The following is a 25,125-nucleotide window of genomic DNA, read 5'->3' as shown; positions in this document are numbered from 1 at the left end:
ATATTGTTAAAATAATCACAAAAAAGATTGTGAAACTATTTACAAATTATATTTTTTTGTTATAATAATCTTGTAAATAAATTTGTGAAACTTTTAACAATAAAGATTTCTAGAGGAGAATTGAATGGCTGATAAAAAAATGTCACCTGAACAAAAGTTGAATCAAGCTCAAAAACATGTTGATGAGCTTGTCCAAAATGGACTTATTGCATTAGATGCATTTCGACAATTAAATCAAGAACAAGTTGATTGTATTGTCGCAAAAGCTTCAGTTGCAGCCTTAGATGCACATGGTATTTTAGCAATGCATGCTTATGAAGAAACCGGACGTGGTGTCTTTGAAGATAAAGCAACTAAAAATTTATTTGCTTGTGAACATGTTGTAAACAATATGCGTGGTGTCAAAACAGTTGGTGTCATAGAAGATGATCCTATTACAGGATTGACTAAAATTGCTGAACCGGTAGGGGTTATTTGTGGAATTACACCAACAACTAATCCAACGTCAACAGCTATATTTAAATCACTAATTGCTTTAAAAACAAGAAATCCAATTGTGTTTGGTTTCCACCCTTCAGCACAAGAATCATCCGCTCATGCTGCACAAATTGTTCGTGATGCTGCGATTGAAGCAGGTGCTCCAGAAAATTGTATTCAGTGGATTACTGAGCCTTCAATGGAAGCGACTGGGGCATTGATGAATCATGATGGTATTGCAACTATCCTTGCTACAGGTGGAAATGCAATGGTGCGTGCGGCATACTCCTGTGGGAAACCAGCACTCGGCGTGGGGGCAGGGAATGTTCCGGCTTACATTGAAAAATCAGCTGATATTCGTCAAGCAGCACATGATATTGTCATGTCAAAATCATTTGACAATGGTATGGTTTGTGCTTCAGAGCAGGCTGTTATCGTAGACAAAGAAATTTATAAAGAATTTATTGCAGAATTTAAATCTTACAAGACATATTTTGTCAATAAAAAAGAAAAAGCTCTCTTAGAAGAGTTTTGCTTCGGAGTTAAAGCAAATAGTAAAAACTGTGCTGGTGCTAAACTTAACCCAGATATTGTTGGAAAACCTGCTACTTGGATTGCTGAACAAGCTGGATTTAGTGTTCCAGAAGAAACAAATATATTAGCAGCTGAATGTGCTGAAGTCAGTGAAAAAGAACCTCTTACGCGTGAAAAATTATCACCAGTCATTGCGGTATTAAAAGCTGAATCAGCAGAAGATGGACTAAAGAAAGCGCGACAAATGGTTGAGTTCCATGGACTTGGACATTCTGCAGCTATCCATACAAAAGATGAATCTCTTGCTAAAAGATTTGGAACAGAAATGAAGGCTATGCGTATTATTTGGAATTCACCTTCAACATTTGGAGGAATTGGAGATGTTTATAATGCCTTTATTCCATCACTAACACTCGGTTGTGGTTCATATGGTAGAAACTCAGTTGGTGATAACGTCAGTGCTATTAATCTTTTAAACATCAAGAAAGTAGGGAAACGTCGTAATAATATGCAATGGTTTAAAGTTCCTTCAAAAATTTATTTTGAACGTAATTCAATTCAATACCTTCAAGATGCTGCAGATATTGAACGTGTTATGATTGTTACTGACAAATCTATTGAGAAACTAGGATTTGTTAAACGCGTCACTGACCAATTGTATTTACGAAAAAATAAAGTTTCTATTCATGTGTTCACTGATGTCGAACCTGATCCAGATATCACAACAGTCTACAAAGGTGCTGAGATGATGCGTGATTTCCAACCAGATACCATTATAGCCTTGGGTGGTGGTTCACCAATGGATGCAGCAAAAGGCATGTGGCTCTTCTACGAACAACCAGATATCGATTTTAGTGATTTAACACAAAAGTATATGGATATTAGAAAACGTGCTTTCCGTTTTCCTAAGCTTGGTAAAAAAGCAAAATATATAGGAATTCCAACGACATCAGGTACTGGATCAGAGGTAACACCTTTTGCAGTCATCTCAGATAAAGCCAATAATCGAAAATACCCATTAGCTGACTATGCTTTGACACCGACTATTGCAATTGTCGACCCTGCTTTAGTTGAATCTGTACCAGGATTTATCGCTGCTGACACAGGTATGGATGTCTTAACGCATGCAACAGAAGCATATACATCAAATTTTGCAAATGATTACACTGATGGAATTGCACTTCAAACAATCAAATTAGTCTTTAAATATCTCGAAAAATCAGTGAAAGAAGCAGATCCAGAAGCACGTGAAAAAATGCATAACGCATCAACGATGGCAGGTATGGCTTTTGCAAATGCCTTTTTAGGAATGAGTCACTCAATGGCTCACAAAATTGGAGGGGTTCATCATACAGTCCATGGTCGTACAAATGCTATTTTGTTACCATATGTTATTCGTTATAATGGGACAAGACCTTCTAAAACAACGACTTGGCCAAAATATAATTACTGGAAAGCAGATGAGAAATTCCAAGATATTGCACGAATGTTAGGGTTACCATGTTCAACTCCTGAAGAAGCAGTCGAAGCATATGCAAAAGCTGTTTACGACCTTGGAGTTTCTGTTGGAATTGACATGAGTTTTAAAGGTTTTGGTATTGACGAAAAAGCTTGGAAAGATAGTTTGCATGAAATTGCGCTTCTAGCATATGAAGATCAATGTTCACCAGCAAATCCACGTTTGCCTTTAGTAGCAGATATGGAAGAAATTATGGCAGATGCCTATTATGGCTATGCTAAACGTCCGGGAAGACTAAAATAATCCTTATAAAGAGGTCAGTAGACCTCTTTTTTTCGACTTCTAAAAACATAACCGGTTAAGTGTATTTTCTGAAAATTTTCACTAAAAGTTATTGACAAAGTTTGTGATAAGATATTCAATCTAATTGAAAACGATTTCATTTTAATGGAATTCTAAAATAATAAAATTCGGAGGTAAAATCATGAGAGCTGTTGTAGTTGATAATACTGGCACAGGCGTTGAAATTGTAGAACACGATAAACCGGTTGTCCAATATGGAGAGGCACTTGTAAAAGTTGAATATTGTGGTGTTTGTCATACTGATCTTCACGTTGCCCATGGTGATTTTGGAAAAGTTCCTGGTCGTATATTAGGACATGAAGGTATTGGTATTGTAGAAGAGTTAGGTGAGGGTGTAACATCACTTAAAGTGGGTGATCGAGTATCAATTGCATGGCTCTTCGAAGGTTGTGGTCATTGCGAATATTGTACAACAGGTCGTGAAACGCTTTGTCGCAGTGTTAAAAATGCGGGTTATACTGTTGATGGTGGGATGAGTGATTATGCTGTAGTGACAGCAGATTATGCCGTTAAAGTTCCAGATGGACTGGATCCTGCCCAAGCTTCTTCAATTACCTGTGCAGGTGTTACTACCTATAAAGCTATTAAAGAAGCTGGTGCTGCTCCAGGACAATGGATTGTTGTCTTTGGTGCAGGTGGCTTAGGTAATTTAGCTGTCCAATATGCTAAAAAAGTGTTTAATGCCCATGTTGTTGCAGTTGACATTAATGATGATAAATTAGCTCTGGCTAAAAAAGTAGGTGCAGATATCGTTATCAATGGTAAGACGTCATCTGATGTTTCTAAAGAAATTCAAGATAAAACTGGTGGCTGCCATGGCGCTGTTGTTACGGCGGTATCAAAAGTTGCTTTCAATCAAGCAATCGATAGTGTGCGTGCTGGAGGAACAGTTGTGGCTGTTGGTCTTCCGTCTGAGTATATGGAGTTATCAATAGTAAAAACTGTTTTAGATGGTATTAGAGTAGTAGGTTCTTTAGTTGGAACGCGAAAAGATTTGGAAGAAGCTTTTGCTTTCGGTGCAGAAGGACTTGTCGTTCCTGTAGTCGAAAAAAGTCCCAGTAGATACAGCAGTTTCTGTATTTGATGAAATGGAATCCGGAAAAATCCAAGGTCGAAAAGTTTTAGATTTCACACATTAATGTAGAAAAATAGTTTACATTTTACTAGTGCAGCGTTATAATATTATCGGAAAAAAACGAAAGAAGGTTTAGAACAAAATGGCTGAACAATTATATACTGTTTTAGCAACAGTTTGGATTTCAATTGCTGGTGTTGATTCTCGTTGGGAAAAATAGTATAAAGGGTACAAGATGTATCATAAAAAGAGATGATTTCTTTAATAGGTCATCTCTTTTTTGTTTGGGATTAAGAGTGGATTCTAATAGACAGAATGTTAAGAAGTGCTATAATGAAGAAGAGAAGAAGAAAAGAGGAATATGATGGGGAGAGATGTTTTAGATGTCACTCAAGGAAGTGACAAAAGAAAGCCTAAAATTTTAAAAGTCATTTTAAGTATAGTTGGGCTATTAGTCTTGGCTACGGTTATTTTTGGTATTTTTACATTTATAACAGGGGATATTAATGGGAAATGGCAATCACAAAATATGGAAAAGCAATTAGAAAAAGAAATTGCAGGTGAGTTTTCAAAAGAAACAGGTGAATTTGATTTAAGCGAAAAAGATATTATTGGTGATACACGTATTAAAATGGCTGTCAAAAGAGACAAAGCAAATGTCACCATTCAAGTTAAAATAAATGAGGATGCCTTCCAAAAAGCCTTTGAAGACTATTTATCTAAAACCATTAATTCTTATTTATCAAGTCAGAACCTTCAGTATTCGGATTTGACAGACGAAGAAAAAGCCATTTTTGAAGAAAGTATACCATCTCAAAAAGAAATTGATGCCATTATTGATCAAGCTTTTAGTCAATCTGTCAAAATTGGAGGGATTTACCATAAAAAAACTGGTATTATGACTGCTCCCGTGTTCACGGGGAATGTTAACCGTCTATCACATCATATTAAAGTAACAAAAGCAAATTCAAAAGCTATTAAAATTTCAAAAGTAGCTGCTCAAAAAGGAGATTATACGATTTATCATAAATCTGGAAATAAAGTTACACTTGAAGGTCATCAAAAATACACATTTCATAAAGAATAATAAAAAGAGAAGTACACTATGCTTCTCTTTTTTAATAGTTAGAATATGTTATAATATTAAAAAGAATTTACAAGGTAGGTAAGTGCTATGCCAATGCTATATCAATCAACGCGTCAAGAAAATAATAAAGTAAGTGCTAGTCAAGCAATATTGCAAGGTTTAGCGCAAGATGGTGGCTTGTTTACACCATTAGAAATGCCAAAGTTAAACTTAGATTTTGATAAACTAAAAAAAGCATCTTATCAGGAAGTTGCGCAGTTTATCTTAAAAGCATTTTTTGATGATTTTACAGAGGAAGAGATTAATTTTTGTGTCCAGTCTGCTTATGGCTCATCATTTGATGATGAACGAATAGCTCCTATGACGAGTTTTGGTCAAGAACACTACTTAGAATTATATCATGGAGAAACAATTGCTTTTAAAGATATGGCTTTATCTATCTTACCTTATTTGATGACTACTGCGGCTAAAAAACAAGGTGTAGACCGAAAAATTGTCATATTAACAGCAACGTCTGGTGATACAGGTAAGGCAGCTATGGCCGGCTTTGAAGATGTCCCTAATACGGAAATTATCGTCTTTTACCCTAAAAATGGAGTCAGTAATATTCAAGAGCTTCAAATGACTACTCAGACTGGAACAAATACTCATGTGATTGCTATTGAAGGTAATTTTGATGATGCACAAACAGAAGTAAAACGGTTGTTTAGTGATAATACTCTAAAGTCAACATTATTGGCTAATAATATCCAATTTTCTTCTGCAAATTCTATGAACATTGGACGTTTGGTGCCACAAATTGTTTATTACGTCTATGCTTATGCACAGCTTATTAAGTCAAATGCCATAACCAAAGGTCAAGAAATTAATATTGTTGTTCCAACTGGAAATTTTGGGAACATTTTAGCATCATATTATGCTAAAGAAATTGGTCTTCCAGTTGCTAAACTCATCTGTGCATCAAATGAAAATAATGTTTTAACGGATTTTTTCAAATCCCACACTTATAATAAAAAACGTGATTTCAAATTAACTTTAAGTCCATCAATGGATATCTTGGTGTCATCAAACCTTGAAAGATTAGTTTTTCATTTAATGGGAAATGATGCTAAAGCAACTAAAAAGCTAATGGACCAACTCATAAATGATAATCAATATCAAATTCAAGCCTTGAAGCAAGAAATTTTTGACCTTTTTGATGCTGGGTTTGCCACGGAAGAAGCAACAAAAGAAGAAATAAAACGAGTCTTTAAAAAATATGGCTACACCATAGATCCACATACAGCAGTTGCTTCTGCTGTTTATCAAGACTATCTTAAAAAAACAAAAGACAACACACCAACTTTAATTGTCTCTACAGCTAGTCCCTATAAATTTCCAAGTGTTGTTGTGACTGCTATCGAGAATGAAAGACCAAATGATGATTTTGAAGCAGTTGACCTTTTGAATAAGATATCCCAAGTATCTGTGCCAAAGGCCGTTGATTCAATTGAAAAAAGGGAAATAAAACATCATACCACGTGTGCTATTTCTGAGATGCAAAAAGCAGTTGAAACGATACTTCTAGGTGAAAGTAACTAATGTGATTAATCAAAAGAGTTATTATAAAGAAATTCTAAACTTAGCATTGCCGGCGATGATCGAAAATATTTTACAAATGCTAATGGGATTAGTAGATAGCTATTTAGTAGCACAATTGGGAATAGTTGCTATAACAGGTGTGTCAGTTGCTAACAATATCATTAGTATTTATCAAGCCATTTACATTGCACTGGCTGCTGCAGTCTCAAGTCTTATTGCCAGAAGTTTTATTTCTGAATCAGAAAATGAGCAGGCTAGGAAAATTGGGGAATCACTATCGTTGACAATCTATATTAGTCTATTTTTAGGTGTGATAACAGTTTTATTTGCCAGAGAAATGCTAATATCTTTAGGGACAAGTGAACAAGTGGCTCAAGTAGGGAGACTCTATCTTGGTGTTATTGGTGGCAATTGTTTTGCGATAGGCCTAATAGTTGTATTAGGAGCAATTGTTAGGGCAAATGGCTATCCCAAACTGCCAATGTATGTCAGTCTCTTATCAAATATTATCAACATTATCTTATCTTCTTTATCTATCTTGGTTTGGCATTATGGCATTATTGGAGTTGCAACGGCAACGGTTATTTCAAGAGTAATTGCTTGTTTGATATTAATTCGTTTTCTTCCTATTAAAAGAGTAATTAGTGAATTTAACTTTAAGCCATCAAAAGAGTTGCTCTACTTATCTTTTCCAACAGCGATGGAACGATTATTGATGAGATTGGGAGATGTTGTCACTATAATTATTGTGGTTAAGTTAGGAACTAAGACAGTAGCTGGAAATGCAATTGGTGAAAGTATAACACAATTCAACTATATGCCAGGCTTAGCGATGGCGACAGCTACGATTATTTTAGTAGCCAGAAGTGAGTTAGAAAACAGAAGTGAACAGAAAAAACTAATCAAACAGATCTTATGGTTATCAAGTAGTATGATGTTAGCTATTGCTTTTGTTGTCTATATATTTGGCAAACTATTAAGTGGACAATTTACATCAGATACTGTTGTCATAAATAGTAGTATGATCGTTATTTTATTCTCGTTAATAGGTAGTTTTTCAACTTCAGGTACTTTGATTTATACTGCAGTGTGGCAGGGACTAGGAAGACCAAAAATACCACTTTACACAACTTCATTTGGTATGTGGGTTATTCGTATTGGTTTTGGTTATCTATTGAGTATACCACTGAAATTAGGATTAAGTGGCGTGTGGATTGCAACCGTTTTGGATAACACATCTAGATGGTTCATCTTGAAATACTATTACAAACAAAAAAAGTTATGAGCTCATAACTTTTTTTAATTTCTAGTAAAAAAGACTTGAAAAGATAGTGAACTTCTGTTATTATATTATGGTGCTGTAAAAAAAGCAGCTTTAGCTATGATACAAGAGGTTGCGACACGCTCGGTTGCATTGCCACGCAAAAGCGTATCGGTTTTCTTGAGGAGCTAGCCTATTATCGTAAATAGACGAGAGGAGAAAAGATGGCAAACAAAAAAATCCGTATCCGTTTGAAAGCATACGAACATCGTACGCTTGACACAGCGGCAGAAAAAATCGTTGAAACTGTAACTCGTACAGGCGCTACTGTAGCAGGACCGGTTCCACTTCCAACAGAACGTAGTCTTTACACAATTATTCGTGCGACTCACAAATATAAAGATTCTCGCGAGCAATTTGAAATGCGTACACACAAACGTCTTATCGACATTGTGAACCCAACTCAAAAGACTGTTGACGCTCTTATGAAATTGGATCTTCCAAGTGGTGTAAACGTAGAAATCAAGCTTTAAGATTGATCTTCTGAGCACAAAAAACGCTCGTAAAAAACTTTTTTGAGCACAAAAAACGCTCATTAAAAACTTTTTCAAATAAATAAAGTAAAGGAAATATTTTCTCATGACAAAAGGAATCTTAGGGAAAAAAGTGGGAATGACTCAAATCTTCACTGAAGCTGGTGAATTTATCCCTGTAACTGTCATCGAAGCAACTCCAAATGTTGTGCTTCAAGTTAAAACTGTTGAAACAGATGGTTATGAAGCAGTTCAAGTTGGTTTTGATGACAAGCGCGAAGTATTGAGTAACAAACCTGCCAAAGGCCATGTAGCTAAAGCTAACACTGCTCCTAAGCGCTTCATTCGTGAATTCAAAAACATTGAAGGCTTAGAAGTTGGTGCAGAACTTACTGTTGAACAATTCGAAGCTGGTGATGTAATTGATGTTACTGGTACAACTAAAGGTAAAGGTTTCCAAGGTGTTATTAAACGCCATGGTCAATCACGTGGACCAATGGCTCACGGTTCTCGTTACCATCGTCGTCCAGGTTCAATGGGACCTGTTGCACCAAACCGTGTTTTCAAAAACAAACACTTGGCAGGACGTATGGGTGGCAACCGTGTAACAATTCAAAATCTTGAAGTTGTACAAGTAATCCCAGAGAAAAACGTTGTCCTTATTAAAGGTAACGTACCAGGTGCTAAGAAATCTCTTATCACTATCAAATCAGCAGTTAAAGCTGCTAAATAATAAGAAAGGAGAAAACAGTTAAAATGGCAAACGTTAAACTATTTGACCAAACTGGTAAAGAAGTTAGCTCTGTTGAGTTAAACGACGCTATCTTCGGTATCGAACCAAACGAATCAGTTGTTTTTGATGTTGTTATTAGCCAACGTGCTAGCCTTCGCCAAGGAACTCATGCGGTTAAAAACCGTTCAGCAGTGTCTGGTGGTGGTCGCAAACCATGGCGTCAAAAAGGTACTGGTCGTGCTCGTCAAGGTTCAATCCGTTCACCACAATGGCGTGGTGGTGGTGTAGTCTTCGGACCAACTCCACGTTCATATGGATACAAACTTCCACAAAAAGTTCGTCGCCTTGCTTTGAAATCAGTTTATTCAGCAAAAGTTGCTGAAGAAAAATTTGTAGCTGTAGAAAGCCTTTCATTCGCAGCACCAAAAACTGCTGAATTTGCGAAAGTTCTTTCAGCACTTAGCATTGATTCAAAAGTACTTGTTATTGTTGAAGAAGGAAATGAATTTGCAGCATTATCTGCGCGTAACCTTCCAAACGTTAAAGTTGCAACAGCAACAACTGCAAGTGTTCTTGACATCGTAAATAGCGACAAACTTCTTGTTACTAAAGAAGCAATCTCTGCAATCGAGGAGGTTCTTGCATAATGAATTTGTACGACGTAATCAAAAAACCAGTGATCACTGAAAAATCAATGTATGCCCTTGAAGAAGGGAAATACACATTTGAAGTTGACACTCGTGCACATAAACTCTTAATCAAACAAGCTATTGAAGCAGCGTTTGACGGAGTTAAAGTTGCAAGTGTAAACACTGTTAATGTAAAACCAAAAGCAAAACGCGTTGGTCGTTACACAGGTTTCACTTCAAAAACTAAAAAAGCTATCGTTACTCTTACAGCTGATTCAAAAGCAATCGAGTTGTTCGCAGCAGAAGCTGAATAATCTAAGGAGGAAATAACGTGGGTATTAAAGTTTATAAACCAACGACAAATGGCCGTCGTAATATGACTTCTTTGGATTTCGCTGAAATCACAACAAGCACACCTGAGAAATCATTGCTTGTTTCACTAAAAAACAAAGCTGGTCGTAACAACAATGGTCGTATTACTGTTCGTCATCAAGGTGGCGGACACAAACGTCATTATCGTGTAATTGACTTCAAACGTAACAAAGACAACGTTGAAGCTGTTGTTAAATCAATTGAATATGATCCAAACCGTACTGCTAATATCGCACTTGTAAATTATACAGACGGTGTTAAAGCTTACATCATTGCACCTAAAGGTCTTGAAGTAGGACAACGCATTGTATCTGGTCCTGAAGCTGATATTAAAGTTGGTAATGCATTACCACTTGCAAATATTCCAGTTGGTACTGTTATTCATAATATCGAATTAAAACCAGGTAAAGGTGCTGAACTTGTTCGCGCTGCTGGTGCATCTGCACAAGTACTTGGACAAGAAGGTAAATACGTACTTGTACGTTTGCAATCTGGTGAAGTTCGTATGATTCTAGGAACTTGCCGTGCTACAATTGGTACTGTTGGTAATGAACAACAATCACTAGTTAACATTGGTAAAGCTGGCCGTAGCCGTTGGAAAGGTATCCGCCCAACAGTTCGTGGTTCTGTTATGAACCCTAACGATCACCCACACGGTGGTGGTGAAGGTAAAGCACCGGTTGGACGTAAAGCGCCATCTACTCCATGGGGTAAACCTGCGCTTGGTCTTAAAACTCGTAACAAAAAAGCTAAATCAGATAAACTTATTATTCGTCGTCGTAACGAAAAATAATCACTTAGCTTAATTCCGCCAACTCGGTAGTATTTATTTACAAGCCGCTGTGGTACATTATTTAAAGGAGAAAACTACAAAATGGGACGTAGTCTTAAAAAAGGACCTTTCGTCGATGCGCATCTAATGAAAAAAGTAGAAGCACAAGCTAATGACGAAAAGAAAAAAGTAATTAAAACTTGGTCACGTCGTTCAACGATTTTCCCAAGTTTCATCGGTTATACAATCGCAGTTTATGATGGACGTAAACATGTACCAGTTTACATTCAAGAAGACATGGTAGGTCACAAACTTGGTGAATTTGCACCAACTCGTACTTACAAAGGTCACGCTGCAGACGATAAGAGAACACGCCGTTAATAGGAGGAGGACACAATGGCAGAAATTACTTCAGCTAAAGCAATGGCTCGTACAGTGCGTGTTTCACCTCGTAAAACACGTCTTGTATTAGATCTTATCCGTGGTAAGAAAGTTGCTGATGCAATCGCAATCTTAAAATTCACTCCAAACAAAGCTGCTAGAGTTATTGAAAAAACTCTCAATTCTGCAATCGCAAATGCTGAAAACAACTTTGGATTGGAAAAAGCTAATTTGGTAGTATCTGAAACATTTGCAAACGAAGGACCAACAATGAAACGTTTCCGTCCACGTGCGAAAGGTTCAGCTTCACCAATCAACAAACGTACAACTCACGTAACTGTAGTTGTATCAGAAAAATAAGGAGGTAAAATCGTGGGTCAAAAAGTACATCCAATTGGTATGCGTGTCGGAATCATCCGTGATTGGGATGCGAAATGGTATGCTGATAAAGAATACGCGGATTACCTTCATGAAGATCTTTCAATCCGTAAATTCATTAATAAAGAGTTAGCAGATGCATCTGTTTCACAAATTGAAATTGAACGCGCTGTAAATAAAGTTATTGTTTCATTACATACTGCTAAACCTGGTATGGTTATTGGTAAAGGTGGAGCAAATGTTGATGCACTACGTGCAAAACTCAACAAATTAACTGGAAAACAAGTACATATCAACATTATTGAAATTAAATCACCAGATCTTGATGCTCATCTTGTTGGTCAAAATATTGCTCGTCAATTAGAGCAACGTGTTGCTTTCCGTCGTGCTCAAAAACAAGCAATCCAACGTACTATGCGTGCAGGAGCAAAAGGTATTAAAACTCAAGTTTCTGGTCGTTTGAATGGTGCTGATATTGCTCGTTCTGAAGGATATTCAGAAGGAACAGTTCCACTTCATACATTACGTGCGGATATCGATTACGCTTGGGAAGAAGCAGATACTACTTATGGTAAACTTGGCGTTAAAGTTTGGATTTACCGTGGAGAAGTTCTTCCAGCTCGTAAAAACACTAAAGGAGGCAAATAACAAATGTTAGTACCTAAACGTGTTAAACACCGTCGTGAATTCCGTGGAAAAATGCGCGGTGAAGCTAAAGGCGGAAAAGAAGTATCATTTGGTGAATATGGTCTTCAAGCTACAACTAGCTCATGGATTACAAACCGTCAAATCGAAGCTGCTCGTATTGCTATGACTCGTTATATGAAACGTGGTGGTAAAGTTTGGATTAAAATTTTCCCTCACAAATCATATACTGCTAAAGCTATCGGGGTTCGTATGGGTTCTGGTAAAGGTGCTCCTGAAGGTTGGGTAGCACCAGTTAAACGTGGTAAAATCATGTTCGAAATCGCAGGTGTTTCTGAAGAAACAGCTCGTGAAGCGCTTCGTCTTGCTAGCCACAAATTACCAGTTAAAACTAAATTCGTAAAACGTGAAGCAGAATAAGGAGAAGACATGAAACTTAAAGAAATTCAAGATTTTGTTAAAGAGCTTCGTGGATTGTCTCAAGAAGAACTTGCTAAAAAAGAAAACGAACTCAAAAAAGAACTTTTTGATCTTCGTTTCCAAGCTGCTGCAGGTCAACTTGATCAAACTGCTCGTTTGAACGAAGTTAAAAAACAAATTGCACGTATTAAAACTGTGCAATCTGAAGCTAAATAATAGATTGGGAAAGGAGAAATTCTTATTATGGAACGTAATCAACGTAAAAGCCTTGTTGGACGCGTAGTATCTGACAAAATGGATAAAACTATCACAGTTGTAGTTGAAACTAAACGTAACCACCCAGTCTATGGTAAACGTATCAACTATTCTAAAAAATACAAAGCACATGATGAAAACAACGTAGCTAAAGAAGGCGATATCGTTCGTATCATGGAAACTCGTCCACTTTCAGCAACTAAACGTTTCCGTTTGGTAGCAGTTGTGGAAGAAGCTGTTATTATCTAATCAAACTAAAAGGAGAAAATTGAAATGATTCAACAAGAAACTCGCTTGAAAGTTGCTGATAATAGCGGTGCTCGTGAGATCTTGACTATCAAAGTTCTTGGTGGTTCAGGACGTAAATTCGCTAACATCGGTGACGTAATCGTTGCTTCTGTAAAACAAGCTACTCCTGGTGGAGCAGTTAAAAAAGGTGACGTGGTTAAAGCTGTTATCGTTCGTACAAAAACTGGTGCACGTCGTCCTGACGGTTCTTACATCAAATTTGACGAAAATGCCGCTGTAATCATTCGTGACGATAAAACGCCTCGCGGAACTCGTATCTTCGGTCCAGTAGCACGTGAATTACGTGAAGGTGGATATATGAAGATTGTTTCATTGGCACCAGAAGTACTATAATTTAAGCAAACTAGTCCCCTAGATTCCTTTATCTAGGGTGCCCCTCGGGCGTAAGAAATTAATTAGGAGAAAAAACCAAATGTTTGTAAAAAAAGGCGACAAAGTTCGCGTTATTGCTGGTAAGGACAAAGGTGTAGAAGCTGTTGTTCTTAAAGCACTTCCAAAAGTAAACAAAGTTGTTGTTGAAGGTGTTGGAATGATTAAAAAACACCAAAAACCTAACACAGAAAACCCTCAAGGTGCAATCGTTGAAAAAGAAGCACCAATCCATGTGTCTAACGTTCAAGTGTTAGATAAAAATGGAGTAGCAGGTCGTGTTGGTTATAAAGTTGTAGATGGCAAAAAAGTACGTTACAACAAAAAATCAGGCGAAGTTCTTGATTAATCACGAAGGAAAGGAGAAGTATAATGGCAAATCGCTTAAAAGAAAAATATAACAAAGAAGTTGTTCCTGCCTTGACAGAACAATTCAACTACACATCAGTTATGGCTGTGCCTAAAGTTGACAAAATTGTTCTTAATATGGGTGTTGGGGACGCAGTTTCAAATACTAAAAACCTTGAAAAAGCTGCTGCAGAGTTAGCTTTGATTTCAGGTCAAAAACCACTTATTACTAAAGCTAAAAAATCAATCGCCGGCTTCCGTCTTCGTGAAGGTGTAGCGATCGGTGCGAAAGTAACTCTTCGTGGCGAACGTATGTATGAATTCCTAGATAAATTAGTGAATGTTTCACTTCCACGTGTTCGTGACTTCCATGGTGTTCCAACAAAATCTTTTGATGGACGTGGTAACTACACACTTGGTGTGAAAGAACAATTAATTTTCCCAGAAATCAACTTCGATGATGTTGAAAAAACTCGCGGACTTGATATCGTTATCGTAACAACTGCAAACACTGATGAAGAATCTCGTGAGTTGTTAAAAGGGCTTGGAATGCCTTTCGCAAAATAATTAGGAGGTAAACTAATGGCAAAGAAATCAATGGTCGCTCGTGAAGCTAAACGCCAACAAGTTGTTGATCGTTATGCAGAAAAACGTGCTGCTTTAAAAGCTGCTGGAGATTATGAAGGTTTAGCTAAATTACCTCGTAATGCTTCACCTACACGTCTACATAATCGTTGTCGTGTAACTGGACGTCCACATGCCTATATGGGCAAATTTGGCTTGAGCCGTATCACATTCCGTGAATTAGCTCATAAAGGTCAAATTCCAGGTGTTACTAAAGCATCTTGGTAATATAAACATAGTTTTAATGTCCGTAAGGACTCATTAATTAGCAAGTGATATTGTTCAAACTGCTAATAAGAGGAGAAAATAAAAAATGGTTATGACTGACCCAATTGCAGACTTTCTAACACGTATTCGTAATGCTAACCAAGCAAAACATGAAGTACTTGAAGTTCCTGCATCAAATATTAAAAAAGGGATTGCTGACATCCTTAAACGTGAAGGTTTTGTGAAAAATGTTGAAGTTATCGAAGATGATAAACAAGGCATTATCCGTGTTTTCTTAAAATATGGACAAAACGGTGAACGTGTTATCACAAATTTAAAACGTATTTCTAAACCAGGATTACGTGTTTACTCTAAACGTGATGACATTCCTAAAGTGCTTAATGGTTTAGGAGTTGCAATTATTTCAACATCAGAAGGTCTTTTGACAGATAAAGAAGCTCGTCAAAAGAGCGTTGGTGGTGAAGTTATCGCGTATGTTTGGTAATTTTATGTTGCTTTTATAAGCATCATAAAATCATCAATCCACTAAAAGGCTAGAATTAGCCACCCCGTGAAAACTAGCTGTTTAAGCAGCTTGACAATTTAACAGGAGAATTATAATGTCACGTATTGGTAATAAAGTAATTACTTTACCTGCTGGTGTAGAAATTAGCCAAAATGGTAACGTTGTTACAGTCAAAGGACCTAAAGGTGAATTAACTCGTGAATTCAACAAAAATATGTCAATTTCTGTTGATGGAACTGAAGTTACTGTTGCTCGTCCAAATGACTCAAAAGAAATGAAAACAATCCACGGAACTACTCGTGCTAACTTGAATAACATGGTTGTAGGTGTTTCTGAAGGATTTAAAAAAGAACTTGAAATGCGTGGTGTTGGTTACCGTGCTCAACTTCAAGGTTCAAAACTTGTACTTTCAGTCGGTAAATCACACCAAGATGAAGTAGAAGCACCAGAAGGAATTGCATTCACTGTTGCTAACCCAACTTCAATTACAGTTGAAGGTATTAACAAAGAAGTGGTTGGCCAAACTGCTGCTTATATCCGTAGCTTACGTTCACCAGAACCATATAAAGGTAAAGGTATTCGCTACGTTGGTGAATTTGTTCGCCGTAAAGAAGGTAAAACAGGTAAATAATACTATTGTTTGTAATACTTTTATAGTGTGCATAACGATAGATCATGTTATACGAAAGTATAATACAATTAATAAATTAAGAGGTGAAAATTGTGATTTCGAAACCAGATAAAAACAAAATCCGCCAAAAACGCCATCGTCGTGTTCGCGGAAAACTCTCTGGAACTGCAGAACGCCCACGTTTGAACATTTTCCGTTCTAATACAGGCATCTACGCTCAAGTTATTGATGACGTAGCGGGTGTAACGCTCGCAAGTGCATCAACTCTTGATAAAGAAGTTTCTAAAGGAACTAAAACAGAACAAGCCGTTGTTGTCGGCAAACTTGTTGCTGAACGCGCAGTAGCTAAAGGTATTTCTGAAGTGGTGTTTGACCGCGGTGGATATCTATATCACGGCCGTGTAAAAGCTTTGGCTGATGCAGCTCGTGAAAACGGATTGAAATTCTAATAGGGAGGACACAAAATAATGGCATTTAAAGATAATGCAGTTGAACTCGAAGAACGTGTAGTTGCTATCAACCGTGTTACTAAAGTTGTTAAAGGTGGACGTCGTCTACGTTTTGCTGCTTTAGTAGTTGTTGGTGATGGAAATGGTCACGTTGGATTCGGAACTGGTAAAGCTCAAGAAGTACCAGAAGCTATTCGTAAAGCAGTTGAAGCTGCTAAAAAGGACATGATTGAAGTACCAATGGTTGGGACTACAATTCCACATGAAGTATTTTCAAACTTTGGTGGAGCTAAAGTATTGTTGAAACCTGCCGTTGAAGGTTCTGGGGTATCAGCTGGTGGAGCTGTTCGTGCCGTCATTGAATTAGCTGGTGTTGCTGATATTACTTCAAAATCACTAGGTTCAAATACACCAATCAACATTGTTCGTGCAACTGTTGAAGGTCTGAAACAATTGAAACGTGCTGATGAAGTTGCTGCCCTACGTGGGGTTTCAGTTTCTGATTTAGCTTAAGAAAGGAGATTATCATGGCTCAAATTAAAATTACTTTGACTAAGTCTCCAATCGGACGTATTCCAGCTCAACGTAAAACAGTTGTTGCTCTTGGACTTGGTAAGTTAAACAGTTCTGTTATCAAAGAAGATAACAAAGCTATTCGTGGAATGATTACATCAGTTTCACACTTAGTTACTGTTGAAGATGTTAAATAATTGATTCTTAAGTCGCAAGGATTTCTTTGCGACTTAAAGTCGATTAAATAAAAATAGTATAGGCGAGTTTCTATAGAGAGTCCTTTCCCTCTATTGAGGCGCTAGCATTTTACAAATAAGGAGAAATAAAATAATGAAACTTCATGAATTAAAAGCTGCTGAAGGTTCACGTAAAGTACGTAACCGTGTTGGACGTGGAACATCATCAGGTAATGGTAAAACTTCTGGACGTGGTCAAAAAGGACAAAAAGCACGTAGCGGTGGAGGAGTTCGTTTAGGTTTTGAAGGTGGACAAACACCATTGTTCCGTCGCATGCCAAAACGTGGATTCTCAAACATCAATTCTAAAGAATACGCACTTGTTAATTTAGACCAATTAAACGTCTTTGAAGACGGTACTGAAGTATCACCATCAGTATTAAAAAATGCTGGTATCATCAATGGTGAAAAATCAGGTGTTAAAATCCTTGCTAATGGTGAGTTAACTAAAAAATTGACTGTTAAAGCAGCTAAATTCTCAAAATCTGCTGAAGAAGCAATTACTGCCAAAGGTGGTTCTGTTGAAGTCATCTAATGAGGGGTAACTCATTATGTTCTTTAAGATATTAAAAGATGCATTAAAGATCAAAAATGTAAGGCATAAAATTTTCTATACCTTATTCATTATTCTGGTCTTTCGTATCGGTACACACATCACTGTTCCAGGAATTAATGCTAAAAGTCTTGAACAATTAAGTGATCTCCCTTTTCTTAACATGTTAAATTTGGTAAGTGGTAATGCCATGAGAAACTTTTCGGTTTTCTCAATGGGTGTTAGTCCATACATTACAGCTTCAATTATTGTGCAGTTGTTACAAATGGATATCTTACCTAAATTTGTTGAATGGGGTAAACAAGGTGAAGTCGGCCGTCGTAAATTAAATCAAGCAACTAGGTACATTTCTTTAGTTCTTGCGTTTATCCAATCAATTGGTATTACGGCAGCCTTTAATACCTTATCAAATGTAGGCCTAGTTTCAAGTCCTAATGTTAAAACCTATATATTAATAGGTACTTTATTAACAACTGGAAGTGTTATTGTAACTTGGTTAGGAGAACAAATTACAGATAAAGGATTTGGTAATGGTGTTTCAATGATTATCTTCGCAGGTATCATTTCATCAATACCAAATGCTATTGCGACGGTTAGAGAAGATTATTTTGTTAATATTAAGTCTTCAGACATCAATCACTCTTATATTGTGGTAGGTTTGCTAATTATCGCTGTTCTTGCAATTGTTTTCTTTACAACATTTGTTCAACAAGCAGAATATAAAATTCCAATTCAATATACAAAATTAATGCAAGGTGCTCCAACAAGTTCTTACCTTCCATTAAAGGTAAATCCAGCTGGCGTTATTCCCGTTATCTTTGCTAGCTCGATAACAACAATTCCAAGTACTCTATTACCTTTCTTGCAGAATGGAAAGAATATTCCTTGGTTAACAACTTTGCAATCTCTATTAAATTATCAAACGCCAACAGGAATGGTATTTTATGCTATATTAATCATTTTATTCTCATTCTTTTATACGTTTGTGCAAGTTAATCCTGAAAAAACAGCTGAAAATCTACAGAAAAACTCGTCTTATATTCCAAGTGTTAGACCCGGACGAGAAACTGAACAGTATATGTCTTCATTATTGAAGAAATTAGCAACTGTAGGTTCTGTTTTTCTTGCCTTTATTTCTTTGACACCAATCGTAGCTCAACAAGCTTTGAATCTTTCTTCTAGTATTGCACTAGGTGGTACAAGCTTATTGATCTTAATATCAACTGGTATCGAAGGAATGAAACAACTTGAGGGTTACTTATTGAAGAGGCAATATGTTGGATTTATGAACACTACAAAATAAGATTGTAGAAAAAACAAATTTGAGGATCAGAGACATCTAGGCTCTGTTCTTCTATTTTGTTTTTAAATAAATTTGTCAAAAATGACAGATTTATTTGAGAATAAAATAATCTCAATTATAGAGCTAATGTCATTATAAAAGGAGTTAATAATGAATCTTTTAATTATGGGTCTTCCAGGTGCTGGTAAAGGGACTCAAGCCGCTAAAATTGTTGAAGAATTTGGTGTTGCTCATATTTCAACAGGAGATATGTTTAGAGAAGCAATGTCTAATCAAACTGACATGGGAAAACTTGCAAAATCATATATTGATAAAGGTGAGTTAGTTCCTGATGAAGTGACGAATGGAATTGTTAAAGAACGTTTAGCCAAACAAGACATAGCTGAAAAAGGCTTTCTATTGGATGGTTATCCACGTACAATTGAACAAGCGTATGCACTTGATGAAACATTAAAAGAGCTAAATTTAACCTTAGATGGTGTGGTAAATATTGATGTCGATCCATCTTCTTTAGTTGAACGTTTAAGTGGTCGTATCATCAACCGTAAAACAGGTGAAACATTCCATAAAGTTTTCAATCCACCAGTTGGTGATTACGACGAAAATGATTTCTACCAAAGAGAAGATGATAAACCTGAAACTGTAAAACGTCGCCTTGATGTAAACATTGCACAAGGTCAACCAATTTTAGACCATTATAGTGAAAAAGGTTTAGTAAATAATGTAAATGGTAATCAAGAAATTGACATTGTTTTTGAAGATGTTAAAAAAGTGATTTCTGGATTAAAATAATTGTTTATTGTACTTGTCAAATATTTTAAGTAATGATATACTAGACTAGTCTGACTTATAATTGTTACCTCTGTATTCAGAGGACATCAAATCGAAATTTAGGGGGTACTTTTGCGTGGCAAAAGAAGACGTGATTGAAATTGAAGGTAAAGTTGTTGAAACTATGCCTAATGCAATGTTTACGGTTGAATTAGAAAATGGGCACCAAATTCTTGCAACTGTTTCAGGAAAAATCCGCAAAAATTACATTCGTATTTTAGTTGGTGATCGTGTTACTGTTGAAATGAGTCCATATGATTTAACTCGCGGACGTATCACATACCGCTTTAAATAATCGAAATAATTGGAGGGATTAAAAAATGAAGGTAAGACCATCGGTTAAACCAATTTGCGAATACTGTAAAGTAATTCGTCGTAACGGTCGTGTTATGGTTATTTGTCCAACAAATCCAAAACACAAACAACGTCAAGGATAATAGTTAGAAAGGAGAAAAAATGGCTCGTATTGCTGGAGTTGATATTCCAAACGACAAACGTGTAGTTGTTTCACTAACATACGTATATGGTATCGGACTTGCAACATCTAAGAAAATTCTTGAAGCTGCTGGTGTATCTGAAGATATCCGTGTTAAAGACTTAACTATGGATCAAGAAGATGCAATTCGTCGTGAAGTTGATGCAATTAAAGTTGAAGGTGATCTTCGTCGTGAAGTAAACTTAAACATCAAACGTTTGATGGAAATCGGATCATACCGTGGTATCCGTCACCGTCGTGGACTTCCTGTCCGTGGACAAAACACTAAAAATAACGCCCGTACTCGCAAAGGTAAAGCAGTTGCGATTGCAGGTAAGAAAAAATAAAAAATAAAATAGGAGGTAAAGAAATTGGCTAAACCAACACGTAAACGTCGTGTGAAAAAGAACATCGAATCTGGTGTCGCTCATATTCACGCAACATTTAATAACACTATTGTTATGATTACAGATGTGCATGGTAATGCTCTTGCATGGTCTTCAGCTGGTGCCCTTGGTTTCAAAGGTTCACGTAAGTCTACACCATTTGCTGCACAAATGGCTGCTGAAGCTGCTGCAAAATCTGCACAAGAACACGGTCTTAAAACTGTTGAAGTAACTGTCAAAGGTCCTGGTTCAGGACGTGAATCTGCAATTCGTGCACTTGCTGCTGCAGGTCTAGAAGTAACTGCGATTCGTGATGTGACTCCAGTGCCACATAATGGTGCTCGTCCTCCAAAACGTCGTCGTGTATAATCGAATAACAATAGTACACAAGATTCGTTTCGAGGGGTGAAAAAATGATTGAGTTTGAAAAACCAATAATAACAAAAATTGATGAAAATAAAGATTACGGTAGATTTGTAATTGAACCACTAGAACGTGGTTATGGTACAACTCTTGGTAATTCTCTTCGTCGCGTGCTCTTGTCTTCACTTCCAGGTGCAGCAGTAACATCAATTAAAATTGATGGAGTACTACACGAATTTGATACTATCCCAGGTGTACGTGAAGATGTTATGCAAATTATCCTTAATGTTAAAGGGCTTGCTGTAAAATCTTACGTAGATGACGAAAAAGTTGTCGAACTTGATGTTGAAGGTCCTGCTGAGATTACAGCTGGAGATATTTTAACGGATAGCGATATCGAAATTGTTAATCCAGATCATTATCTATTTACAATTGCTGAGGGACACTCTCTAAAAGCAACGATGACTGTTGCCAAAGACCGTGGATATGTGCCCGCAGAAGGTAATAAAAAAGATGATGCACCTGTGGGAACACTGGCTGTAGATTCTATTTACACACCAGTTAAAAAAGTTAATTATCAAGTCGAACCAGCTCGTGTTGGTAGTAATGATGGATTTGATAAATTAACAATTGAAATCATGACAAATGGAACTATAATTCCAGAAGATGCTTTAGGATTATCTGCTAGAGTATTGATTGAACATCTTAACTTATTCACTGACTTAACAGAAGTAGCAAAAGCAACTGAAGTTATGAAAGAAACTGAAAAAGTTAACGATGAAAAAGTACTTGATCGTACTATTGAGGAATTAGACCTTTCTGTTCGCTCATATAACTGCTTAAAACGTGCAGGAATTAATACTGTATTTGATTTAACAGAAAAATCTGAGCCTGAAATGATGAAAGTCCGTAACTTAGGACGTAAGAGTCTAGAAGAAGTTAAGGTAAAGCTTGCTGACTTAGGACTTGGTTTAAAAAACGATAAATAATAGAGGAGGATAGAATGGCTTACCGTAAATTAGGGCGTACTAGCTCACAACGTAAAGCAATGCTTCGTGATTTGACTACAGATCTTCTTATTAACGAAAGTATTGTAACAACTGAAGCACGTGCTAAAGAAATCCGTAAAACAGTTGAAAAAATGATTACTTTAGGTAAACGCGGTGATTTGCATGCTCGTCGTCAAGCAGCTGCTTATGTACGTAACGAAATTGCATATGAAAACTATGATGAAGCTACAGATAAATACACTTCTACATCTGCACTTCAAAAACTTTTCTCAGAAATTGCACCTCGCTATGCTGAACGTAATGGTGGATACACTCGTATTCTTAAAACAGAACCACGCCGTGGAGATTCAGCTCCAATGGCAATTATTGAATTAGTTTAATTTTTATCAATTTTGTTGAGTGTTATGATGGTGGATTAATGTAAATTAGTCTTAGTCTAGCTCTGGTCTACCGCTAGAGAATTTTCTCTAGCGGGAACACTCATCATGTGTAAAAATGACTAACGCTTGTTTACGAAATGACATTATTATATAACATCATTTCGTAAGCAGGCGTTTTTGGTCAACTAATTCTTTTTTATAATAAAAAAATTGAAAAAATGTTAAAAATCCCTTGACAATGGTAAAGTAGATTTAGTATACTAAATAGGCTGTTGAAGCGGGCGAGTGACAGTTAAGAAAAGGTAAAGAAAGTTCTTGACAAGCTTGTGATGATTTGATAGAATAAAATAGTTGTCTCGAAAGAGGCGAAAGACCTTTGAGAACTGAATAAGACGAACCAAACGTGAGGGTGATATGGAGACATATTACCCGTCAAAGACGAAATAAATCTGTCAGCGACAGAAAGAAAAGAGTAGGAATACTCAAACTTTTAATGAGAGTTTGATCCTGGCTCAGGACGAACGCTGGCGGCGTGCCTAATACATGCAAGTAGAACGCTGAGGTCATGTGCTTGCACAAGACCAAGGAGTTGCGAACGGGTGAGTAACGCGTAGGTAACCTGCCTCATAGCGGGGGATAACTATTGGAAACGATAGCTAATACCGCATGAGAGTTTTTAACACATGTTAGGAACTTAAAAGGAGCAACTGCTTCACTATGAGATGGACCTGCGTTGTATTAGCTAGTTGGTGAGGTAACGGCTCACCAAGGCGACGATACATAGCCGACCTGAGAGGGTGATCGGCCACACTGGGACTGAGACACGGCCCAGACTCCTACGGGAGGCAGCAGTAGGGAATCTTCGGCAATGGGGGCAACCCTGACCGAGCAACGCCGCGTGAGTGAAGAAGGTTTTCGGATCGTAAAGCTCTGTTGTTAGAGAAGAATGGAAGTAGGAGTGGAAAGTCTACTTCGTGACGGTAACTAACCAGAAAGGGACGGCTAACTACGTGCCAGCAGCCGCGGTAATACGTAGGTCCCGAGCGTTGTCCGGATTTATTGGGCGTAAAGCGAGCGCAGGCGGTTCTATAAGTCTGAAGTTAAAGGCAGTGGCTCAACCATTGTTCGCTTTGGAAACTGTAGAACTTGAGTGCAGAAGGGGAGAGTGGAATTCCATGTGTAGCGGTGAAATGCGTAGATATATGGAGGAACACCGGTGGCGAAAGCGGCTCTCTGGTCTGTAACTGACGCTGAGGCTCGAAAGCGTGGGGAGCAAACAGGATTAGATACCCTGGTAGTCCACGCCGTAAACGATGAGTGCTAGGTGTTAGGCCCTTTCCGGGGCTTAGTGCCGCAGCTAACGCATTAAGCACTCCGCCTGGGGAGTACGACCGCAAGGTTGAAACTCAAAGGAATTGACGGGGGCCCGCACAAGCGGTGGAGCATGTGGTTTAATTCGAAGCAACGCGAAGAACCTTACCAGGTCTTGACATCCCGATGCCCGCTCTAGAGATAGAGTTTTACTTCGGTACATCGGAGACAGGTGGTGCATGGTTGTCGTCAGCTCGTGTCGTGAGATGTTGGGTTAAGTCCCGCAACGAGCGCAACCCCTATTGTTAGTTGCCATCATTCAGTTGGGCACTCTAGCAAGACTGCCGGTAATAAACCGGAGGAAGGTGGGGATGACGTCAAATCATCATGCCCCTTATGACCTGGGCTACACACGTGCTACAATGGTTGGTACAACGAGTCGCAAGTCGGTGACGACAAGCTAATCTCTTAAAGCCAATCTCAGTTCGGATTGTAGGCTGCAACTCGCCTACATGAAGTCGGAATCGCTAGTAATCGCGGATCAGCACGCCGCGGTGAATACGTTCCCGGGCCTTGTACACACCGCCCGTCACACCACGAGAGTTTGTAACACCCGAAGTCGGTGAGGTAACCTTTTAGGAGCCAGCCGCCTAAGGTGGGATAGATGATTGGGGTGAAGTCGTAACAAGGTAGCCGTATCGGAAGGTGCGGCTGGATCACCTCCTTTCTAAGGAAATGGAAACGATTGGTCGTCTTATTTAGTTTTGAGAGGTCTTGTGGGGGCCTTAGCTCAGCTGGGAGAGCGCCTGCTTTGCACGCAGGAGGTCAGCGGTTCGATCCCGCTAGGCTCCATAGAGTAGCGATACTCTAGGATAGTCCATTGACAATTGAATATCTATATCAAATTCCACGATCTTGAAAAAGATTGTAGAAAAGTAACAAGAAAATAAACCGAAAACGCTGTGAATTAATGAGTTTTCTAGTTTAAAGAAACTAGGTTAATAAGGTTAAGTTAATAAGGGCGCACGGTGGATGCCTTGGCACTAGAAGCCGAAGAAGGACGTGACTAACGACGAAATGCTTTGGGGAGCTGTAAGTAAGCGCTGATCCAGAGATGTCCGAATGGGGGAACCCGGCAACTAATGGTTGTCATCCATAACTGTTAAGGTTATGAGAAGGAAGACGCAGTGAACTGAAACATCTAAGTAGCTGCAGGAAGAGAAAGCAAACGCGATTGCCTGAGTAGCGGCGAGCGAAACGGCAGGAGGGCAAACCGAGGAGTTTACTCCTCGGGGTTGTAGGACTGCGATATAGGATTAATGATTATAGAAGAATTACCTGGGAAG

General features: G+C 37.8%; 32 protein-coding genes, 1 tRNA gene, 2 rRNA genes and 2 pseudogenes (1 of these 37 cut by a window edge). All 37 read left to right on the top strand.

The window, feature by feature from the left end; translation table 11 throughout:
• Positions 1-124 precede the first annotated feature (124 nt).
• Positions 125-2,773: a bifunctional acetaldehyde-CoA/alcohol dehydrogenase gene (gene adhE / locus STRUR_RS10805; RefSeq protein ID WP_006739640.1), complete on the top strand. Its 2,649-nt coding sequence runs from the start codon at positions 125-127 to the stop codon at positions 2,771-2,773.
• A gap of 181 nt (positions 2,774-2,954) precedes the next feature.
• Positions 2,955-3,972: pseudogene (gene adhP / locus STRUR_RS10800) on the top strand (alcohol dehydrogenase AdhP).
• 300 nt (positions 3,973-4,272) lie between these two features.
• Positions 4,273-4,995 carry a hypothetical protein gene (locus tag STRUR_RS10795; RefSeq protein WP_006739484.1) on the top strand — a complete coding sequence of 241 codons (723 nt, stop codon included), beginning with the start codon at positions 4,273-4,275 and terminating at the stop codon, positions 4,993-4,995.
• Between the two features lie 87 nt (positions 4,996-5,082).
• The gene (gene thrC, locus STRUR_RS10790) at positions 5,083-6,576 is read left to right on the top strand and encodes a threonine synthase (RefSeq protein WP_006739166.1); all 1,494 of its coding nucleotides are present in this window, start codon (positions 5,083-5,085) and stop codon (positions 6,574-6,576) included.
• A gap of 55 nt (positions 6,577-6,631) precedes the next feature.
• Entirely contained in the window at positions 6,632-7,861 is a 1,230-nt protein-coding gene (locus tag STRUR_RS10785; protein ID WP_050934197.1) for an MATE family efflux transporter, read from the top strand.
• 200 nt (positions 7,862-8,061) lie between these two features.
• The gene (gene rpsJ, locus STRUR_RS10780) at positions 8,062-8,370 is read left to right on the top strand and encodes a 30S ribosomal protein S10 (protein ID WP_006740369.1); all 309 of its coding nucleotides are present in this window, start codon (positions 8,062-8,064) and stop codon (positions 8,368-8,370) included.
• A gap of 106 nt (positions 8,371-8,476) precedes the next feature.
• Positions 8,477-9,103 carry a 50S ribosomal protein L3 gene (gene rplC / locus STRUR_RS10775; protein ID WP_006740138.1) on the top strand — a complete coding sequence of 209 codons (627 nt, stop codon included), beginning with the start codon at positions 8,477-8,479 and terminating at the stop codon, positions 9,101-9,103.
• Between the two features lie 23 nt (positions 9,104-9,126).
• Positions 9,127-9,750, top strand: coding sequence for a 50S ribosomal protein L4 (gene rplD, locus STRUR_RS10770; RefSeq protein ID WP_006738616.1), 624 nt, complete (start codon positions 9,127-9,129; stop codon positions 9,748-9,750).
• Entirely contained in the window at positions 9,750-10,046 is a 297-nt protein-coding gene (locus STRUR_RS10765) for a 50S ribosomal protein L23 (RefSeq protein WP_006739217.1), read from the top strand. Before rplD ends, STRUR_RS10765 begins: the two co-directional genes overlap by 1 nt.
• 17 nt (positions 10,047-10,063) lie before the next feature.
• Positions 10,064-10,897 carry a 50S ribosomal protein L2 gene (gene rplB / locus STRUR_RS10760; protein ID WP_006740413.1) on the top strand — a complete coding sequence of 278 codons (834 nt, stop codon included), beginning with the start codon at positions 10,064-10,066 and terminating at the stop codon, positions 10,895-10,897.
• 81 nt (positions 10,898-10,978) lie between these two features.
• The gene (gene rpsS / locus STRUR_RS10755; protein ID WP_006740384.1) at positions 10,979-11,257 is read left to right on the top strand and encodes a 30S ribosomal protein S19; all 279 of its coding nucleotides are present in this window, start codon (positions 10,979-10,981) and stop codon (positions 11,255-11,257) included.
• Positions 11,258-11,272: 15 nt separating this feature from the next.
• Positions 11,273-11,617, top strand: coding sequence for a 50S ribosomal protein L22 (rplV, locus tag STRUR_RS10750; RefSeq protein WP_002986651.1), 345 nt, complete (start codon positions 11,273-11,275; stop codon positions 11,615-11,617).
• 12 nt (positions 11,618-11,629) lie between these two features.
• Complete coding sequence (gene rpsC, locus STRUR_RS10745; RefSeq protein WP_006738502.1) at positions 11,630-12,283, top strand: 30S ribosomal protein S3; 654 nt, start codon at positions 11,630-11,632, stop codon at positions 12,281-12,283.
• 3 nt (positions 12,284-12,286) lie between these two features.
• On the top strand, positions 12,287-12,700 hold the full coding sequence (gene rplP, locus STRUR_RS10740) for a 50S ribosomal protein L16 (protein ID WP_006740412.1): 414 nt from the start codon (positions 12,287-12,289) through the stop codon (positions 12,698-12,700).
• Between the two features lie 9 nt (positions 12,701-12,709).
• Positions 12,710-12,916, top strand: coding sequence for a 50S ribosomal protein L29 (gene rpmC, locus STRUR_RS10735; RefSeq protein ID WP_006739716.1), 207 nt, complete (start codon positions 12,710-12,712; stop codon positions 12,914-12,916).
• 27 nt (positions 12,917-12,943) lie between these two features.
• Positions 12,944-13,204 (top strand): 30S ribosomal protein S17, encoded by a 261-nt coding sequence (rpsQ, locus tag STRUR_RS10730; RefSeq protein ID WP_006738952.1) that lies wholly within the window; start codon positions 12,944-12,946, stop codon positions 13,202-13,204.
• 24 nt (positions 13,205-13,228) lie between these two features.
• The gene (gene rplN / locus STRUR_RS10725) at positions 13,229-13,597 is read left to right on the top strand and encodes a 50S ribosomal protein L14 (RefSeq protein ID WP_006740246.1); all 369 of its coding nucleotides are present in this window, start codon (positions 13,229-13,231) and stop codon (positions 13,595-13,597) included.
• 79 nt (positions 13,598-13,676) lie between these two features.
• Complete coding sequence (gene rplX, locus STRUR_RS10720; RefSeq protein ID WP_006739645.1) at positions 13,677-13,982, top strand: 50S ribosomal protein L24; 306 nt, start codon at positions 13,677-13,679, stop codon at positions 13,980-13,982.
• A 23-nt stretch (positions 13,983-14,005) separates the two neighbouring features.
• On the top strand, positions 14,006-14,548 hold the full coding sequence (rplE, locus tag STRUR_RS10715) for a 50S ribosomal protein L5 (RefSeq protein WP_006738786.1): 543 nt from the start codon (positions 14,006-14,008) through the stop codon (positions 14,546-14,548).
• 15 nt (positions 14,549-14,563) lie between these two features.
• Positions 14,564-14,833, top strand: a complete 270-nt coding sequence (gene rpsN / locus STRUR_RS10710; protein WP_006738440.1) for a 30S ribosomal protein S14 — start codon at positions 14,564-14,566, stop codon at positions 14,831-14,833.
• A gap of 85 nt (positions 14,834-14,918) precedes the next feature.
• On the top strand, positions 14,919-15,317 hold the full coding sequence (rpsH, locus tag STRUR_RS10705; protein WP_006740330.1) for a 30S ribosomal protein S8: 399 nt from the start codon (positions 14,919-14,921) through the stop codon (positions 15,315-15,317).
• Positions 15,318-15,432: 115 nt separating this feature from the next.
• The gene (gene rplF, locus STRUR_RS10700; protein ID WP_006739270.1) at positions 15,433-15,969 is read left to right on the top strand and encodes a 50S ribosomal protein L6; all 537 of its coding nucleotides are present in this window, start codon (positions 15,433-15,435) and stop codon (positions 15,967-15,969) included.
• Between the two features lie 92 nt (positions 15,970-16,061).
• Positions 16,062-16,418, top strand: a complete 357-nt coding sequence (gene rplR / locus STRUR_RS10695) for a 50S ribosomal protein L18 (RefSeq protein ID WP_006738988.1) — start codon at positions 16,062-16,064, stop codon at positions 16,416-16,418.
• 18 nt (positions 16,419-16,436) lie between these two features.
• Positions 16,437-16,931, top strand: coding sequence for a 30S ribosomal protein S5 (gene rpsE / locus STRUR_RS10690; protein WP_006738414.1), 495 nt, complete (start codon positions 16,437-16,439; stop codon positions 16,929-16,931).
• Positions 16,932-16,945: 14 nt separating this feature from the next.
• Positions 16,946-17,128: a 50S ribosomal protein L30 gene (gene rpmD / locus STRUR_RS10685; RefSeq protein ID WP_006740198.1), complete on the top strand. Its 183-nt coding sequence runs from the start codon at positions 16,946-16,948 to the stop codon at positions 17,126-17,128.
• A 133-nt stretch (positions 17,129-17,261) separates the two neighbouring features.
• The gene (gene rplO / locus STRUR_RS10680; protein WP_006739622.1) at positions 17,262-17,702 is read left to right on the top strand and encodes a 50S ribosomal protein L15; all 441 of its coding nucleotides are present in this window, start codon (positions 17,262-17,264) and stop codon (positions 17,700-17,702) included.
• Between the two features lie 16 nt (positions 17,703-17,718).
• The gene (gene secY / locus STRUR_RS10675; protein WP_006740302.1) at positions 17,719-19,023 is read left to right on the top strand and encodes a preprotein translocase subunit SecY; all 1,305 of its coding nucleotides are present in this window, start codon (positions 17,719-17,721) and stop codon (positions 19,021-19,023) included.
• A 150-nt stretch (positions 19,024-19,173) separates the two neighbouring features.
• Positions 19,174-19,815 (top strand): adenylate kinase, encoded by a 642-nt coding sequence (locus STRUR_RS10670; protein ID WP_006739631.1) that lies wholly within the window; start codon positions 19,174-19,176, stop codon positions 19,813-19,815.
• 115 nt (positions 19,816-19,930) lie between these two features.
• Positions 19,931-20,149 (top strand): translation initiation factor IF-1, encoded by a 219-nt coding sequence (infA, locus tag STRUR_RS10665; RefSeq protein ID WP_001040189.1) that lies wholly within the window; start codon positions 19,931-19,933, stop codon positions 20,147-20,149.
• 25 nt (positions 20,150-20,174) lie between these two features.
• Positions 20,175-20,291, top strand: coding sequence for a 50S ribosomal protein L36 (gene rpmJ / locus STRUR_RS11415; RefSeq protein WP_000868345.1), 117 nt, complete (start codon positions 20,175-20,177; stop codon positions 20,289-20,291).
• A 19-nt stretch (positions 20,292-20,310) separates the two neighbouring features.
• Positions 20,311-20,708 (top strand): annotated as a pseudogene (rpsM, locus tag STRUR_RS10660) (30S ribosomal protein S13).
• The gene (gene rpsK, locus STRUR_RS10655; RefSeq protein WP_001118387.1) at positions 20,701-21,084 is read left to right on the top strand and encodes a 30S ribosomal protein S11; all 384 of its coding nucleotides are present in this window, start codon (positions 20,701-20,703) and stop codon (positions 21,082-21,084) included. The pseudogene rpsM and the gene rpsK overlap by 8 nt, the downstream one beginning before the upstream one ends.
• Before the next feature lie 44 nt (positions 21,085-21,128).
• A complete protein-coding gene (locus tag STRUR_RS10650) occupies positions 21,129-22,067 on the top strand; it encodes a DNA-directed RNA polymerase subunit alpha (RefSeq protein WP_006740189.1) in 939 nt (312 codons plus the stop codon).
• Positions 22,068-22,081: 14 nt separating this feature from the next.
• Positions 22,082-22,468, top strand: coding sequence for a 50S ribosomal protein L17 (gene rplQ / locus STRUR_RS10645; RefSeq protein WP_006739877.1), 387 nt, complete (start codon positions 22,082-22,084; stop codon positions 22,466-22,468).
• Positions 22,469-22,957: 489 nt separating this feature from the next.
• Positions 22,958-24,506: ribosomal RNA gene (locus tag STRUR_RS10640) — 16S ribosomal RNA — on the top strand.
• A gap of 52 nt (positions 24,507-24,558) precedes the next feature.
• Positions 24,559-24,631, top strand: a tRNA-Ala gene (locus STRUR_RS10635).
• A 153-nt stretch (positions 24,632-24,784) separates the two neighbouring features.
• A 23S ribosomal RNA gene (locus STRUR_RS10630) occupies positions 24,785-25,125 on the top strand; it runs 2,563 nt beyond the window's last position.
• The 16S and 23S rRNA genes sit together here with 1 tRNA gene alongside, the layout of an rRNA operon.

The sequence above is a fragment of the Streptococcus urinalis 2285-97 genome (assembly GCF_000188055.2).
Taxonomy (GTDB): Bacteria; Bacillota; Bacilli; order Lactobacillales; family Streptococcaceae; genus Streptococcus; species Streptococcus urinalis.
The sequence above is the reverse complement of the archived record's forward strand: the minus strand, read 5'-3'. Positions and strand labels throughout refer to the sequence as shown.